Source organism: Streptomyces sp. NPDC088732 (genome assembly GCF_044751205.1).
Lineage (GTDB): Bacteria > Actinomycetota > Actinomycetes > Streptomycetales > Streptomycetaceae > Actinacidiphila.
This window is the reverse complement of sequence record NZ_JBIVLI010000004.1, coordinates 390,988-405,483: the sequence shown is the minus strand read 5'-3', so window position 1 is coordinate 405,483 and position 14,496 is coordinate 390,988. Positions and strand designations below refer to the sequence as shown.

At 74.5% G+C, this 14,496-nt stretch carries 13 protein-coding genes; 2 read left to right on the top strand and 11 right to left on the bottom strand.

The genetic code is table 11. The annotated features are described in order from the left end of the window. Nucleotides 1-3 precede the first annotated feature (3 nt). Nucleotides 4-828 carry a transglutaminase-like domain-containing protein gene (locus tag ACIP9H_RS09730; RefSeq protein WP_401580674.1) on the top strand — a complete coding sequence of 275 codons (825 nt, stop codon included), beginning with the start codon at nucleotides 4-6 and terminating at the stop codon, nucleotides 826-828. Between the two features lie 560 nt (nucleotides 829-1,388). On the opposite strand, the gene ACIP9H_RS09725 is transcribed toward ACIP9H_RS09730, so the two are convergent. The 8 genes from ACIP9H_RS09725 to ACIP9H_RS09690 all read right to left on the bottom strand — a co-directional run bounded on the left by ACIP9H_RS09725 (nucleotide 1,389) and on the right by ACIP9H_RS09690 (nucleotide 8,737). Next, nucleotides 1,389-1,997, bottom strand: a complete 609-nt coding sequence (locus ACIP9H_RS09725; protein WP_401580676.1) for a response regulator — start codon at nucleotides 1,995-1,997, stop codon at nucleotides 1,389-1,391. Next, on the bottom strand, nucleotides 1,921-3,135 hold the full coding sequence (locus ACIP9H_RS09720) for a sensor histidine kinase (RefSeq protein ID WP_401580678.1): 1,215 nt from the start codon (nucleotides 3,133-3,135) through the stop codon (nucleotides 1,921-1,923). Before ACIP9H_RS09720 ends, ACIP9H_RS09725 begins: the two co-directional genes overlap by 77 nt. A gap of 43 nt (nucleotides 3,136-3,178) precedes the next feature. Next, nucleotides 3,179-3,892, bottom strand: coding sequence for an ABC transporter permease (locus ACIP9H_RS09715; RefSeq protein WP_401580680.1), 714 nt, complete (start codon nucleotides 3,890-3,892; stop codon nucleotides 3,179-3,181). Then, nucleotides 3,889-4,809: an ABC transporter ATP-binding protein gene (locus ACIP9H_RS09710; RefSeq protein ID WP_401580682.1), complete on the bottom strand. Its 921-nt coding sequence runs from the start codon at nucleotides 4,807-4,809 to the stop codon at nucleotides 3,889-3,891. Before ACIP9H_RS09710 ends, ACIP9H_RS09715 begins: the two co-directional genes overlap by 4 nt. A gap of 138 nt (nucleotides 4,810-4,947) precedes the next feature. Further along, nucleotides 4,948-7,062, bottom strand: a complete 2,115-nt coding sequence (locus tag ACIP9H_RS09705; RefSeq protein ID WP_401580683.1) for a hypothetical protein — start codon at nucleotides 7,060-7,062, stop codon at nucleotides 4,948-4,950. Between the two features lie 214 nt (nucleotides 7,063-7,276). After that, nucleotides 7,277-7,633, bottom strand: a complete 357-nt coding sequence (locus tag ACIP9H_RS09700; protein WP_360907401.1) for a DUF6113 family protein — start codon at nucleotides 7,631-7,633, stop codon at nucleotides 7,277-7,279. Beyond that, entirely contained in the window at nucleotides 7,630-8,526 is an 897-nt protein-coding gene (mshB, locus tag ACIP9H_RS09695; RefSeq protein WP_401580685.1) for an N-acetyl-1-D-myo-inositol-2-amino-2-deoxy-alpha-D-glucopyranoside deacetylase, read from the bottom strand. The genes ACIP9H_RS09700 and mshB overlap by 4 nt, the downstream gene beginning before the upstream one ends. Before the next feature lie 16 nt (nucleotides 8,527-8,542). After that, the gene (locus ACIP9H_RS09690; protein ID WP_319665541.1) at nucleotides 8,543-8,737 is read right to left on the bottom strand and encodes a hypothetical protein; all 195 of its coding nucleotides are present in this window, start codon (nucleotides 8,735-8,737) and stop codon (nucleotides 8,543-8,545) included. Between the two features lie 190 nt (nucleotides 8,738-8,927). Here ACIP9H_RS09690 and ACIP9H_RS09685 point away from each other — a divergent pair, with 190 nt between their 5' ends. Further along, nucleotides 8,928-11,075, top strand: coding sequence for an alpha/beta fold hydrolase (locus ACIP9H_RS09685; protein WP_401580688.1), 2,148 nt, complete (start codon nucleotides 8,928-8,930; stop codon nucleotides 11,073-11,075). 90 nt (nucleotides 11,076-11,165) lie between these two features. Here the strand turns inward: ACIP9H_RS09685 and ACIP9H_RS09680 are convergent, their stop codons facing one another. The 3 genes from ACIP9H_RS09680 to ACIP9H_RS09670 all read right to left on the bottom strand — a co-directional run bounded on the left by ACIP9H_RS09680 (nucleotide 11,166) and on the right by ACIP9H_RS09670 (nucleotide 14,488). Continuing rightward, the gene (locus ACIP9H_RS09680) at nucleotides 11,166-12,179 is read right to left on the bottom strand and encodes a hypothetical protein (RefSeq protein WP_401580690.1); all 1,014 of its coding nucleotides are present in this window, start codon (nucleotides 12,177-12,179) and stop codon (nucleotides 11,166-11,168) included. A gap of 247 nt (nucleotides 12,180-12,426) precedes the next feature. After that, nucleotides 12,427-13,476: an ABC transporter ATP-binding protein gene (locus tag ACIP9H_RS09675; RefSeq protein ID WP_401958535.1), complete on the bottom strand. Its 1,050-nt coding sequence runs from the start codon at nucleotides 13,474-13,476 to the stop codon at nucleotides 12,427-12,429. Next, the gene (locus tag ACIP9H_RS09670) at nucleotides 13,460-14,488 is read right to left on the bottom strand and encodes an ABC transporter ATP-binding protein (protein ID WP_401958638.1); all 1,029 of its coding nucleotides are present in this window, start codon (nucleotides 14,486-14,488) and stop codon (nucleotides 13,460-13,462) included. The genes ACIP9H_RS09675 and ACIP9H_RS09670 overlap by 17 nt, the downstream gene beginning before the upstream one ends. Nucleotides 14,489-14,496 lie beyond the last annotated feature (8 nt).

Genomic DNA, 14,496 nt, shown 5'->3' with positions numbered 1-14,496 from the left:
GGCATGGACGACACGGTCAGGCCGCGCTTCACCGAGGCCGCCCGCGACCCGCGCCCGGACCTGGCGACGCTCTGCCTGCTCATCGGCGAGGAGGCCGACCCGGACCTCGGCGAGGCGGGAACGGACGCCGCGCAGATCGAACTCGACCGGCTCGCCGGGCTCCTGCCGTACGGGCTGACCCGCCCCGCCGACTGGGCCGCCGCCACCGCCGCCCTGCTCGGCGGCCGGCTCGGCTTCGGCGGCACGCCCGCGGACTACCAGCGGCTGGACTCCTCCCTGCTGCACGAAGTGCTGCGACGGCGGCGCGGACTGCCCATCCTGCTCTCCGTGGTGTGGATCGAGGTCGCCCGCCGGGCCGGCGCCCCGGTCTACGGTGTCGCCCTGCCCGGCCACTTCGTGGTCGGCTTCGGCGACCCGGCCGGCGCGTTCGTGCTCGCCGACCCCTTCAACGGCGGCCGCCCCCTCGGCGACGAGGACGTCCGCCTCCTCGTGGCCGGCGCCACCGGCTCGGGCCTGTCCCCCGCGATGCTCAGCCCGGCCGACCCGCTCGACATCGTGCTGCGCGTCCTGAACAACATCCGCGCCTGGGCCGACGCCCGCCCCGAGCACCTCGCGGTGCAGCTGTGGGCCGTGGAGCTCGCGCTGCTGCTGCCCCACCATCCGGCGCGGCTGCGCCAGGAGCATGCGCAACTGCTGGTGCGGGCGGGGGAGTTCGCGCGGGGCGCGGCGGAGATGGAGGCGTACGCGGACGCCCTCGACGCGGTGGAGCCTGGCGTGGCTGGGGCGTTGCGTCATCAGGCCCGGGCCGCCCGCGCACGCCTCAACTGAGGTTGTGTGCCTGGGCTTTTCCCCACCCTCCCGCCCGTGTACCCGGCGCGGTAAGTGCGGGCCCTGCGCTGCGTGCGTTGTGGGGTCGGCGCCGCTCCGGAGTCCGTCCTCGGGGCTCGCGGTCTACGCCAACGTGCTGCGCACCGCGGTCGCCGCTCGTCCCCTGCGGGCGGACCCCGGCGCACCCCCTCCCGGGCCGGTTGGGGCGACTGACGGCCGGTGGGGGTTCAGAGAGCACTTGCAGCAACCCCGGACCGCCTCTTCACCCACCCACCGGGGATCAGGCGCGATACGAGACGGAGGGGGCGGGGGAGTTGGGGGCACCTCCCAGCGGTAGCTGGGGGAGGGTGGCGTTCTGGACTGTGGAGCATATTTGGGTGCACAACCCGGAGCGATCAATCCGAGTGCCTGAGGCACCTAAATGTGCTGTCCAGAATGGCAGCCCCGGGGGCCCCGAACCCGGCCCCCCAACAACTTGCGTCGGGGCGCGTGACTTCACAGGGCTGGGGGCACCCCCGGCCGAAGGTTGGGGGAGGGAGGGCGGGCGGGGAGGGAAAGGGTCAGAGCCAGCCGCGCTCGAGGGCGACCCGGACCGCCTCCGCCCGATTCCGCGCCCCCGCCTTCTGCATCGCGGTCGACAAATAATTCCGCACCGTCCCCTCGGAGAGATGCAGCCGTCGCGCGATCTCCGCGTTGACCGAGCCGTCGGCCGCCGCCCGCAGGACGTCGCGCTCGCGGGCGGTGAGGGGGTCGGCGCCCTCGCTGAGGGCGGCCGCGGCGAGGGCGGGGTCGATGACCTTCTCGCCGCGCAGGACGGCGCGCACGGCGTCCGCGAGCCGCGCCGCGGGGGCGTCCTTGACCAGGAAGGCGTCGGCGCCGGCCTCCATGGCGCGCCGCAGGTAGCCGGGGCGGCCGAAGGTGGTGACGATGACGACGCGCACGTGCGGCAGTTCGGCCCGCAGCGCGGCAGCCGCGTCGAGGCCCGTCAGGGTGCCGGGCATCTCGATGTCGAGCAGCGCGACGTCCGGCCGGGCCTCCCGGGCGGCGGCCACGATCCCGTCGCCCGAGGCGACCTGCGCGACGACCTCGATGTCAGCCTCCAGCCCCAGCAGGGCGGCCAGCGCCTCGCGCACCATCGACTGGTCCTCCGCCAGCAGCACCCGGATCATGGGCGGCAGCGTAGCCCGCCGGGACGAAGGCGCGGAGGGTGAAGCCGCGTCCGCCCTCGGTCTCCAGGCGGCCGCCGGCGAGTGCGAGGCGCTCCTCCAGCCCTGTGAGGCCGTTGCCGGGCCCGGCGTCGCCGGGGCCGTGCCCGTCGTCGGAGACGGTCAGGCACACCGTTGCGCCGTCCTCGCCGACGGAGACGGCGCAGTTCCGGGCGCCGCTGTGCCGTACGACGTTGGTGACCGCCTCGCGCAGGGCCCAGGCCAGCGCGCCCTCCGTGTCGGACGTGAGGGAGGCGGTGACCTCGGCGGGCAGGTCGGCGTGGATGCCGGCGGTCCGCAGGGCGCCGCGGGCGGCGATCAGTTCGTCGGCGAGGCTGGGCCGCCGGTAGCCGGTGACGGCCTCGCGGACGTCGACGAGGGCCTGGCGGCTGACCCGCTCGATGTCGGCGACCTGCGCGGCGGCGTCGCCGGGCCGGTCGGGCAGCATCCGTCCGGCGAGTTCGCTCTTGAGGGTGATGAGGGACAGCGAGTGCCCCAGCAGGTCGTGCAGATCGCGGGCGAGCCGCAGCCGTTCCTCGGTGGCGGCCAGTTGCGCGACGGCCTCGCGGGCCTCGCGCAGTTCCCGGGTGGTGCGGACCAGTTGCCGTACGCCGGTCATGGCGAAGCCGCCGAGCATGCACGGCACGAGCAGGGAGACCAGCGTGATGCCGTTCACGCCGACGGGCGCGGCGCACAGGGCGAGCGCGGCGGTGGCCAGGGGGATCGCCCAGCGCGCCTGGCGGACGGGCAGGACGGCGCCGCAGGCCACCGACAGGTAGACGAAGAGCACGAGGAACGCGCTGCCGAGGGTCAGCCCCAGCACGAGGGCGAGCAGACCGAGCAGCCCCAGCACCCCGTACACCCAGCGCGGCTGCCGTTCGGCGTTGGTCCGCCGGAAGACCAGCCCGAGGTAGAGCGTGACGTAGGCGGCGAGCCCGGCCCACCCCAGCAGGGTGCCGGGCAGGGCGTGGCCGCCGTCGGCCAGGTCGCTGACGGGGGAGCCCAGGTAGAGCATCCACATCGCGATCCAGATCAGCTTCACGACCGCCTGCCGGCGGTTCTCCGGCGCCCGGCCGATCGCCGTGTTGTCGTGGTCCGCCACGGCGTCTTCCTCTCCGTCGTTCTTCCCGGTCCCGTCGCGGCGGTCAGGCCTTCGCGGTGTCCTTGCGGTACATCCAAGCGGCTGTGCCCGCGAAGAGCACCAGGTAGACCACGAGCACCGCCACGTCGCGCAGGTGCGGGGCGTGGCCGAGCTCGACGGCCTGGCCGAGCGCGGCGTACGGGCGTGCCGGGAGCACGTCCGCGATGCGCCGCAGCCAGCCCGGGAAGGAGCTGTACGGCATCCACAGGCCGCCGAGCAGTGCCATCCCGAAGTAGGCGATCATGGCGACCGGGCGCGCCACGTCGGCGGTGGCGACGTAGCCGATGGCCACGCCCAGCGCGGCGAAGACGAAGCTGCCGGCCCAGCTGGTCAGCAGCACGCCGCCCCACTGCCAGGCGTCCAGCCGCACGCCCTTGACGGCCGCGCCCGCGATCAGGACCAGGACGATGGAGGGCAGGCTGACGGTGGCGGCCGAGGCGATCTTCGCCAGGACGTAGCCGCGGCCGGGCAGGGCGGTCAGCCGCAGCTGCCGGACCCAGCCCTTGTCGCGTTCGCGGGCGATGCGCTCGGAGTTGCCCATGAGCACGGCGGTCATGGCCCCGAAGGCGCACATCGCGACCATGTAGTACGTCACCAGGGTGCTGTTCTGACCTGCCGTCAGGATCAGGAAGAGCAGCACCGGGTAGAGCACCGAGAAGAACATGAACTTGCGGTTGCGCAGCACGCGCAGGATCTCCAGCGTGACCAGCGTCCTCATCGGGCCGCCACCTCCTCGTCCTCGGACATGTCCGCTGTGGCGGCCGTGATCGCCAGGAAGGCCTGCTCCAGGCCGAGTCCGGCGACCTCCAGGTGCCGGGGGTAGAGCCCGGCGGCGTAGACGGCGTGCACGGTCGCGTCGGCGTCCGTGGAGCGCAGCCGCACGGTGCGGCCGGTCACCTCGGCCGCCGTGACGCCGGGCAGGGCGAGCAGCGCCGCCTCGTCCCACGCGTCGTCGAGGTCGAAGACGATCCGCCGGGCGCCGGCGCGGGCCTTGATCTCCGCGGCGGTGCCGTCGGCCAGCAGCCGGCCGCCCTGGAGGACGAGCACGCGGTCGGCGACCGCGTCGGCCTCCTCCAGGTAGTGGGTGGCGAAGAGCACGGTGCGGCCCTGCCGCACCTGGCCGCGCATGGCGTCCCAGAAGGCCTGGCGCGCGGAGACGTCCATGCCGGTGGTGGGCTCGTCCAGGACCAGCAGGTCGCTCGCCCCGGCGGTCGCCATGGCGAAGCGCACCCGCTGCTCCTGGCCGCCGGAGAGCTTGTTGACCTTGCGGTCGGTGATCGCGTCCAGGCCCGCGCCGGAGAGCACCTCGGCGACGGGACGCGGGCGGGGGTGCAGGTCGCAGGCGAGCCGCACGATCTCCCGGACGGTGACGTCCTCCATGAGGCCGCCGCTCTGCAGCATCGCGCCGACCAGCCCCTCGGAGATCGCCCGGCGCGGGGGGCGGCCGAAGAGCTCGACGGTGCCGGAGTCGGGGGTGCGCAGGCCCAGCAGCAGGTCCAGCGCGGTGGACTTGCCGGCGCCGTTGGGGCCGAGGAGGGCGACGGTCTCGCCCGGGTGGAGGGTCAGGGTCAGGTCGTCGACGGCCCGTACCGGGCCGAAGTTCTTCGTCACGTGCGTGAACGCGATGGCGGTCATGGCAGCAGATTCGCCGGTGCGGGGCCCCGCCCGGCAGTGCCGGGCGTCCCGTTCCGCGCATGACAGATGTCATGGGTGTGGCCCCGGTACGGGTACCGGGGCCACACCCATGGCCTTCGTGACGCGGAGCTCAGCCGGTCAGGAGGTGCCCTCCACGGTGACCGTCTTCTTCTGCGGGTCGTCCGTCCGCAGCGCGGGCAGCATGGCCGAGGCGACGTCCTGCGGGGTCACGGCGGTCTTGCTGCCGTCCCCGCGGGTGACCAGCACGCCGTCGAAGGCGCCGCCGTACAGCTCCTTGAGCACCTTGGTGTCGATGTACGGGCTCAGGTTGCCGTCCTTGTCCGGGACCATGGACAGGATCTCCGAGAGCGAGTGCTCCGGGCTGAACGGGACGGGGGAGCCGTTGCCGGCCTTCACGTACACGTAGCCCGACATGGCGGTCTTGCCGAAGCCGTTGACCGCGTCGTCGAGCGCGGCCTGGGTGACCTTGGGCTCGACGGTGGTGGCCGCCAGGGTGACCAGGCCGGGCTTGCCGCTGGCGAGCTGCGTGGCGTAGGCCGCGGTCAGCTTGTCCACCGAGCCGTCGACGTCGACGGCCTGGTGCGGCTTGCCGGCGACGGCCACGGCCTTGCCGGACACGAACGTCACCTTGCCCTCGGAGCCGGCGCCGCCGAGGCCGGCGGAGAGGTTCTCCAGCTGCGCGCGGAGCTTGTCCTTGTCGGTGTCCACGACCGGGTCGACCTCGCGGCTGCCGCCGAACAGCGAGCCGATCACCGTGACCGGGTTGTAGTCGCGGTGCGCCACGTTGCGGACGGTCGCGTCGGTGTCGAGGACGAGACCGGCGGCCGAGGGCTTGAGCTTCCTGGTCTGGTCGCCGACGGTGACGGTGATCGGCGCGTCCTTGCGGCTGCCGAGCGCCGCGTCGAGCGACGCCATGGCGTCGTCGCTGGACTTGCCGCCGATGTCCACGCCGTAGACGGTGGTGCCGGCCGGGACGTCGGAGTGGTCCATCAGCAGACCCGCCCCGTAGGCGATGCCGAGCAGGACCACCACGGCCGCGCCCGCCAGTATCAGCTTGGAGCGTCCCTTGGGCTTGGGGGCCGGCTCCTCGTCCTTCTGGAAGTGGTACGCGTCGCCCCCGGCCGCCGGGACCGGGCGGGTCACCGAGGGGCCCGCGGGGGGCACGGCCGGAATGCCGCTGACGACCGTGTCACCGGACAGCCGCTCACCCGCGGGCGCGAACGCGGCGGGGAAGGGCGCCGGGGACTGCGCGGCGTGCGGGGCACCGGCCGGGGGGATCCGCATGTCGCCGGTCACGGGGCCCGTGGTGGGGCCGGACGGGGGCTGGAAGCCGCGGAACGGGGTGCCGGGGCCACCGGCGCCGGGACCGGGCGCACCGGGCCCCGACGGCCCGCCGGGGCCCGCCTGGCCGGGGAACGGCCGGGGGCCGGGAGCACCCGGGCCGCCGGGCCCGCCCGGGCCCATGGGGCCGTCGGTGAGGTACGGGATGGGGCCGCCGCCGGACGCGGCGGGGCCGCCCGGACGGCCGGGACCGCGTCCCGGCCCGCCGTTGCGCATCGGCAGGTCGCCGAGCTGCATCGGCTGCGTGGTCTCCGGGGCGGTGAAGTCCTGCGCCGGGGCGAAGTCCTGGGCGGGAGCGAACTCCTGCGCCGGGGCGAAGTCCTGGGCGGGAGCGAAGTCCTGCGCCGGAGCGGGTGCCGGGGCCGGTGCGGGGGCGGGCAGTGCCGCCGCCTCGGGCGCCTGCGGGGCCGGGGTGGCCTTGCGCGGGGCGAACCAGTCGCTGGTCGGCTTGGAGCCGCCCTGCGCCGGGAGCTCCGGCTCGGCGGCCGGTGCCGGCGCGGGGGCGGGCTCGCCCTGCCCGGGGCCGGCGGCGCCGCCCCCGGTCCATCCCATGGGCTGCTGCGCCGCCTCGGCGGCGGGGCCGGCGGCCGGGGAGGCCGGGGCCTCGCCCTCGGCGCCGCCGTCGACGGTCGTACGGACCACGACGGGCGGAATCGGCCGGGACCCGGGGATGTTGATCCGGACCCGGGTGGTCAGCGTCGTCTCGGTCCTCGGCTCTCCCGCGGCTGCGGCGGCCGGGGTCTCCCCTTCGGCGGCCGCCTCGTCCCGCGGGCCCTCCTGCGGATGCAGCGACGGAAACGGGCGGGTCCCGTACGGCGGGGTGCCCGAGGGATACGCGGCTCCGCCCCGGCCCTGGTGGCCGGGGGACGGACGGTCAGTTTCACGACTCAATGCAGGCTCTCCCGGTTCGCTTCGCCACCCGTCACGGCCTTCCGCGGGCGGCCCGGCGGCGCGCACCACCATACTGGGCACCGCCGAGGAGTCGCCTGCCGCCGGGGGGAGACCGCCCGTACCAACGGGACTTATGCGACGTCATCCACCAAATCGGACGACGCGCAGTTCGTGAGCGGTCAACGCGCGCATCGTAACGGACGGAACGTGGCGCCTATCGTGCCTCAAGCGATCCGCCGCCGGGAGGCCCGGGTTGCGCAAGCGTGGCCGACATCACGCCGGCCATCGCACCGCCCAACAAGTAGATGTACGGGCTGAGTCCATTGGCGAACAGGAAGTCGCCCTCCGGACGCGCGGAGCTGAGGAAGATCACGGTGAGCAGCCAGACGGCCGCCGGCACCACCGCCCCCACCCGCCCGCCGGTCAGCCTGCCGCCGCCCCAGAACAGGGCCGCGCTCCCGGCAAGGGCCAGGATCAGCCCGCCGGGGAACCAGGCCGCCTGGACCAGCGCCCCGGCGACGGCGACGGCGGCGCCGAGCACCGCCAGTACGGGGTACGCGAGCCGCCTCATGCCCCCACCACCCCCGCGAACAGGTCGTCCTCACGGCCGTCGGCGACCCCGGGCTCGCCCTGGACCAGCCGGTAGTACTCGGCGCCGAAGAGCGGCTGCCCGAGGTCGTTGGAGAGGGCGAAGAACGGGCCGTCCACCGCGATCTGCGTGATGTGGGCGCGCATCGCCGCCGTCTTCTGCGCGGCATGCCGCCCCTCCAGGTCGACGACCGCGGTCGCCACGGAGTCGTCCACGACGCCCGGCAGGTCGTCGGGGCTCGCGACGCCCTCGAACAGCGCGGACCTGCCGGCCGCGTGCAGCCGCGCGAAGCCCTTCTCGACCTCGGAGCGCGGAATGCAGTTCCAGTAGACCTTGGCGACGGTGTACGGGTCGCCGAGGTCCGGTCTCCAGGACGCGTCCGCGGCCAGCTCCGCGGCACGCATGGCGACGCGGTGCGCCTGGATGTGGTCGGGGTGGCCGTAGCCGCCGTCGGGGTCGTACGTGACGAGCACCTGCGGCAGCGTCTCGCGGATCACCTCCACGAGGTACGAGGCCGCCTCGTCGAGGTCCGCCTGCCAGAAGCAGTCGGGCCGCTCGTTCTGCGGGACGCCCATCATCCCCGAGTCGCGGTACCGGCCGGGGCCGCCGAGGAACCGGTGGTCGGTGACGCCCAGCTCCTTCATGGCGTCGGCCAGTTCGCCGATCCGCTGCGTGCCGAGGGTGTCGTCCCGGTCGGCGGCCAGGTGGGCCAGTTCCGGCGGGATCACCTCGCCCTCCTCGCCCAGGGTGCACGTCACGAGCGTCACAAGGGCCCCCTCGGCGACGTACTTGGCCATGGTGGCGCCGTTGTTGATCGACTCGTCGTCGGGGTGTGCGTGGACGAGGAGCAGCCGGCGGGCGGGCGTAGCGGTCATGGGGAGAGCCTACGGCTCAGAACTTGAAGTCCCCGATCATGCCCGCGACGTTGTTGGTCAGGTCCCTGATCGTCGGGGCGATCGACGAGCTCGCCAGATAGAAGCCGAGCAGTACGCAGACCACCGCATGGCCCGCCTTCAGCCCGGACTTCCGGACGAGCAGGAACACGACGATCAGCAGCAGCAGCACCGCCGAAATCGAGAGTGCCACAGCGGCTCACCTCCAGGGCCTCAGGGTCGCGACAGCAGTTGCCAACCGGTTGTTACCCACTCTTGGCAATGGATCATAACTTTGTGGTGGACCGCACAGCTCGGTGCACGGGAGCACGCGGGGGCGCATGGCCGGTTCTCGCGGGTGCGCGCGCCGGGTCCGGCGACCGGCCCGGTGGGAGGATCGCGGCATGACGCAATCGCTCTCCTTCCCGCGGCAGTACGCCCGCACGCAGCGGTTCTCGCTCGGCGCCCCGCGTGCCTTCTCCGTCTCGCCGGACGGCGGGCGCATCGCCTTCCTGCGCTCCCGGTCCGGAACCGACCGCTCGCACCTGCTGTGGGTGCTGGACCTGCCCGCCGGCGGCGGCACGGCGGCCGAGCGGGTCGCGGCCGACCCCGCGGCGCTGCTCGCCGGCGCGGACGAGGAGCTGTCGCCGCAGGAGCGGGCGCGGCGCGAACGCAGCCGCGAGGGCTCGGCGGGCATCGTGGCGTACGCGACGGACGACGCGGTCGCCCTGGCCGCCTTCGCGCTGTCCGGGCGGCTGTTCGCGGCGGACCTGGCCGCGGGCACCGCCCGGGAGCTCCCGGTGCCGGGCCCGGTGGCGGACCCCCGGCCCTCGCCCGACGGGCGCCGGGTGGCCTATGTGGCGGACGGCGCGCTGCGCGTGGTGGACGCGGACGGCGGCGGTGACCGCGCGCTGGCCGTGCCGGAGGGCCCCGGCGTCACCTACGGATTGGCGGAATTCATCGCCGCCGAGGAGATGTCCCGCAGCCGCGGCCACTGGTGGGCCCCGGACGGCGGCGCGCTGCTCGCCGCGCGGGTGGACGACACCCCGGTGCGGCGCTGGTGGATCGCCGACCCCGCCAACCCCGGGCAGGAGCCCGTCGAGGTCGCCTACCCGGCGGCCGGCACGCCGAACGCCCAGGTCACGCTGGTGCTGCTGGCCCTGGACGGCGCGGCGACGCCCGTGGAGTGGGACCGGGAGCGCTATCCGTACCTGGCCCGGGTGCACTGGTCGGCGGCCGGCCCGCCGCTGCTGCTCGTACAGGCCAGGGACCAGCGCGAGCAGGTGTACCTGGCGGTCGACACGGCCACCGGCGGCACCCGCGAGGTGCACCGCGAGCGCGACGAAATCTGGCTCGATCTTTTCGCTGGAGTGCCGGCCTGGGCGAGCGGTGAGCGCCTGGTGCGGATCACCGACGAGAGCGGCGCGCGGTGCCTGGTCGTGGGTGAACGCGCCTTCACCGGGCCCGAGTTGCACGTGCGTTCGGTGCTCGGGAGCGACGGGGACGCCTTCCTGCTGACCGCCTCGGCGGGTGCCGGCGCCAAGGACCCGGAGACCGGCGAGATCCATGTGTACCGGGCGGACGGCGGGCCCGGCGGCCCGGTCCGGCTGTCCGGCACCCCGGGCGTCCACACCGCGGTGCGCTCCGGCGGCGTCACCGTGCTGACGTCCGCCTCGCTGGAGGAGCCGGCCGCGACCACGCGCGTGCTGCGCGACGGCGCGGAGGCGTCCGTGATCGCCTCGCACGCCGAGACCCCCGTGCTGACCGCCCGCCCCGCGCTCACCACCGCCGGCGGGCGGGACATCCCCGCGGCGGTCCTGCTGCCCTCCGGGTACCGGGACGGCGACGGGCCGCTGCCCGTGCTCATGGACCCCTACGGCGGCCCGCACGGCCAGATGGTGGTGCGCTCCCAGCGCGCCTACCTGCACGCGCAGTGGCTGGCCGACCAGGGCTTCGCGGTCGTCGTCGCGGACGGCCGCGGCACCCCCGGGCACTCCCCCGCGTGGGAGAAGGCGATCGCCGGCGACTTCGCCGGGGTCACCCTCGACGACCAGGTCGACGCGCTGCACGCGCTCGCCGCCCGCTACCCGCTGGACCTCGGCCGGGTCGCCATCCGCGGCTGGTCGTACGGCGGTTACCTCGCCGCACTGGCGGTGCTGCGCCGTCCGGACGTCTTCCACGCGGGCGTGGCCGGCGCCCCGGTCACCGACTGGCGGCTGTACGACACCCACTACACCGAGCGCTATCTCGGCGACCCCGGGCAGCAGGCGGCCGTGTACGCCGCCAACTCCCTCGTCACCGACGCCGGGCTGTCCGCACCGGCGGAGCGGGCGCGGCCGCTGATGCTCGTCCACGGCCTCGCGGACGACAACGTGGTCGCCGCCCACACCCTGCGGCTGTCCTCCGCCCTGCTGGCCGCCGGGCGCCCGCACGAGGTCCTCCCGCTGTCCGGGGTGACCCACATGACCCCGCAGGAGCAGGTCGCCGAGAACCTCCTGCTGCTCCAGGTCGCCTTCCTCAAGCGGGCACTGGGACTCGGCACCGCGTCCTGACCCGGTCCCTCCCCCGGCTCCGCCGCGCCGGCCCGAGCGCACCGGCCACGCACCACGAGCCTCACGGAGCACCACCCCGGGCGGCGCTTCCTAGCCGAACGGGGGCTCGCGCAGGTACGCCGCCCGGGCCTCCCCGGGCGGCGGCCCGTACGCGTCGACGACGGGCAGGACCGCCGTCCGGTCGAACAGCGGCATGCTGAGGGTGTCGGCGGCCGGCACCACCTCCGCGTCCGCGAAGGGGTCGCCCTCCGGCGCCCCGTCATGGTCCGGCCGGCGGGGAATCAGCAGCAGGACGGCCACGACGGCCGCGGCCGCCGAGAAGCCCGCCGCGAACTCGGCGCCGCCCAGGGCCTGGAGCCGGAAGGTGACGAGGACGGGGACCGCGACGGCCCCCAGCAGGCACGCGACCGAGATGCCCAGCGGCCGGGAGAACGGCGCCCGTGCCAGGGCCGCCGCCCCGGCGGCCGCGGCCAGGGCCGTGCCCGCCCAGGCCTGCCAGTCGAAGGGGGCGCCCAGTTGGGAGTTGACGAGGTAGCCGCCGACGGCCGTGCGGAACAGGAAGCTGGGCGGCAGCGGGGTGGCGGCCGGGTCGCCGTGGGTGCGGGTGAACTCCCAGATGCCCGTGATCGCCGCGGCGACCAGCAGCAGCAGCCCCGCCAGCACTCCCGCGGCGGGTCTGGGCGGCGCGGGGGCGTCCGTGCCGTTGCGGCGCACGACCAGGAGCAGCAGGAGCGCCCCGGCCACCTGGCCGCCGGCGGTGAGCAGCAACGGCCCCTGGAGGCCGCGCAGGACGCCGCCGGAGGCGGGGGCGAGCAGGAGGGCCGCGGGGGTGCGCAGCGCCAGGGTGATGACGGCGGCGGCCCCGAGCACCCCCACCCCGCCGGGCCGGAAGGCGGCCACCGCGCCGGCCGCGTACAGCCCGAGCAGCAGCAGGTCCACGGTGGAGGTGATCATCGGTGCCCCGCCGACCGGCACTCCGAGCCCGGTCCACACCCTGAGGGCGCCCTCCGCCCGGAACTGGGTGATGTCCTGCGCCACCCAGACGGCCTCGGCCGTTCCCAGGGCGGCACAGATCGCTCCTCCGAGCCGATACGTCTGCCGCATGGCCACCTCCCAGGCCCCTCCGGCAGCAGTGTCCTTGCGTTCCGGGGGAATACGGGGCGCGGGCGCCCCGCGTTCAACGCGGGGCCCTGCGGTGGCCGGCCGGGGCGACCCGAGGTCGCCCCGGCCGGCGGACGGCACCCGCACGGCCGTACGCGCCCAGCCTGCCGCGTCCGCATGTCGCGGGCGGGTCGGGCGCGTTGCCCGCGCGTAACCGCGATCGGCACGGCGACGGGGCGCGTACGGCGGGTCAGCCCTGCGCGGGGTCCGGGGGGACCACCGTCCTCTCCTCGGCGAAGTGGCAGGCGCTGGGGTGCGCCGCCGGGGAGTCCAGGCCGCGGAAGACCGCGGGGACGGCGAGTTCGGGGACCTCCAGGGCGCAGCGCTCCTGGGCCTTCCAGCAGCGGGTGCGGAAGCGGCATCCGGAGGGCGGGTCGGCCGGGGAGGGCACGTCGCCGGAGAGCAGGATGCGTTCGCGGTGCCCGCGGGCCTCGGGGTCGGGCACGGGCACCGCCGACAGCAGGGCCTGCGTGTACGGGTGGGTGGGGTGTTCGTAGATCTGGGAGTCGTCGCCGGTCTCCACGATCCGCCCGAGGTACATCACCGCGACGCGGTCGGAGATGTGCCGGACGATGGACAGGTCGTGCGCGATGAAGACGTAGGACAGCTCGAACTCGTTCTGCAGCCGCTCCATCAGGTTGACGACCTGGGCCTGGACGGAGACGTCCAGCGCCGAGACGGGCTCGTCGGCGACGATGATCTCCGGGCGCAGGGCCAGGCCGCGGGCGATGCCGATGCGCTGCCGCTGGCCGCCGGAGAACTGGTGCGGGTAGCGGTTGATGTACTCCGGGTTGAGACCGACGACGTCCAGCAGCTCCTGCACCTTGCGGCGGCGGTCGCCCTTGGGGGCGACCTCGGGGTGGATGTCGTAGGGCTCGCCGATGATGTCGCCGACCGTCATGCGCGGGTTGAGCGAGGTGTACGGGTCCTGGAAGACCATCTGGATGTTCCGGCGCACCGCTTTGAGGGCGCGCCCGGACAGCCGGGTGATGTCCTGGCCCTTGTAGAGGATGCGGCCCGCGGTGGCCTGCTCCAGATTGACCAGCAGCCGGGCGACGGTGGACTTGCCGCAGCCGGACTCCCCCACGATGCCCAGGGTCTCGCCCTTGTGGAGGTCGAAGTCGACGCCGTCGACGGCCTTGACGGCGCCGATCTGCTTCTTGACCAGGATGCCCTGGGTGAGCGGGAAGTGCTTGACCAGCCCGCGCACCTGGAGAACGGGTTCAGTGCTCGTGCCCACCGAGGCACTCCCTCCAGAAGTGGCAGGCGCTGCCGCGCGTGTCGCTCACCCGGTAGAGCCCGGGTTCGTCGGTGCGGCACCTCTCGCGGACCATCGGGCAGCGGGGGTGGAAGGCGCAACCGGGCGGGATGCGCAGCAGGTTGGGCGGCAGGCCCTTGATGGCGAACAGGTCCCGGCCCTTGTGGTCCAGGCGCGGGATCGACGCCAGCAGGCCCTTGGTGTACGGGTGGGCGGGGTTCCTGTAGATCTCGTGGACGGGGGCGGTCTCCACGATGCGCCCGGCGTACATCACGGCGATGTGGTCCGCGACGTCGGCGACCACGCCGAGGTCGTGGGTGATCAGGATCAGGCCCATCCCGTACTCGCGTTGGAGCTCGGCCAGGAGCTCCATGACCTGCGCCTGGACGGTGACGTCCAGGGCGGTGGTCGGCTCGTCGGCGATGATCAGCTCGGGTTCGAGGGCGAGCGCCATGGCGATCATGACGCGCTGCCGCATACCGCCGGAGAACTGGTGCGGGTACTGGCCCACGCGCTCCTTCGCCGCCGGGATGCGGACCCGGTCCATCAGTTCGACGGCCTTGGCCTTGGCGTCCTTGCGCGACATGCCCCGGTGCACCCGGAACATCTCGCCGAGCTGGTCGCCGACGGTGAGCACGGGGTTGAGCGAGGACAGCGCGTCCTGGAAGATCATCGCCATCCGGGCGCCGCGGACCTTGCGGCGCTCCTCGCCGCTCATGGTGAGCAGGTCCCGGCCCTGGAAGAGGATCTCGCCCCGGGTGACGTGGCCGGGCGGCGAGTCGAGGATGCCCATCACCGCCTGGGCGGTCACCGACTTGCCGCTGCCGGACTCCCCGAGCACGGCGAGGGTCTGGCGGGACCGCACGGAGTAGCTGACGCCGTTGACGGCCTTGGCGACGCCGTCGCGGGTGCGGAACTCCACGTGCAGGTCGCGGACGTCGAGCAGCGGCGCCGCGTCCCGCGCCGCCGCCGCGTCCGTCACCGGGCCGGTCATCACGCCTC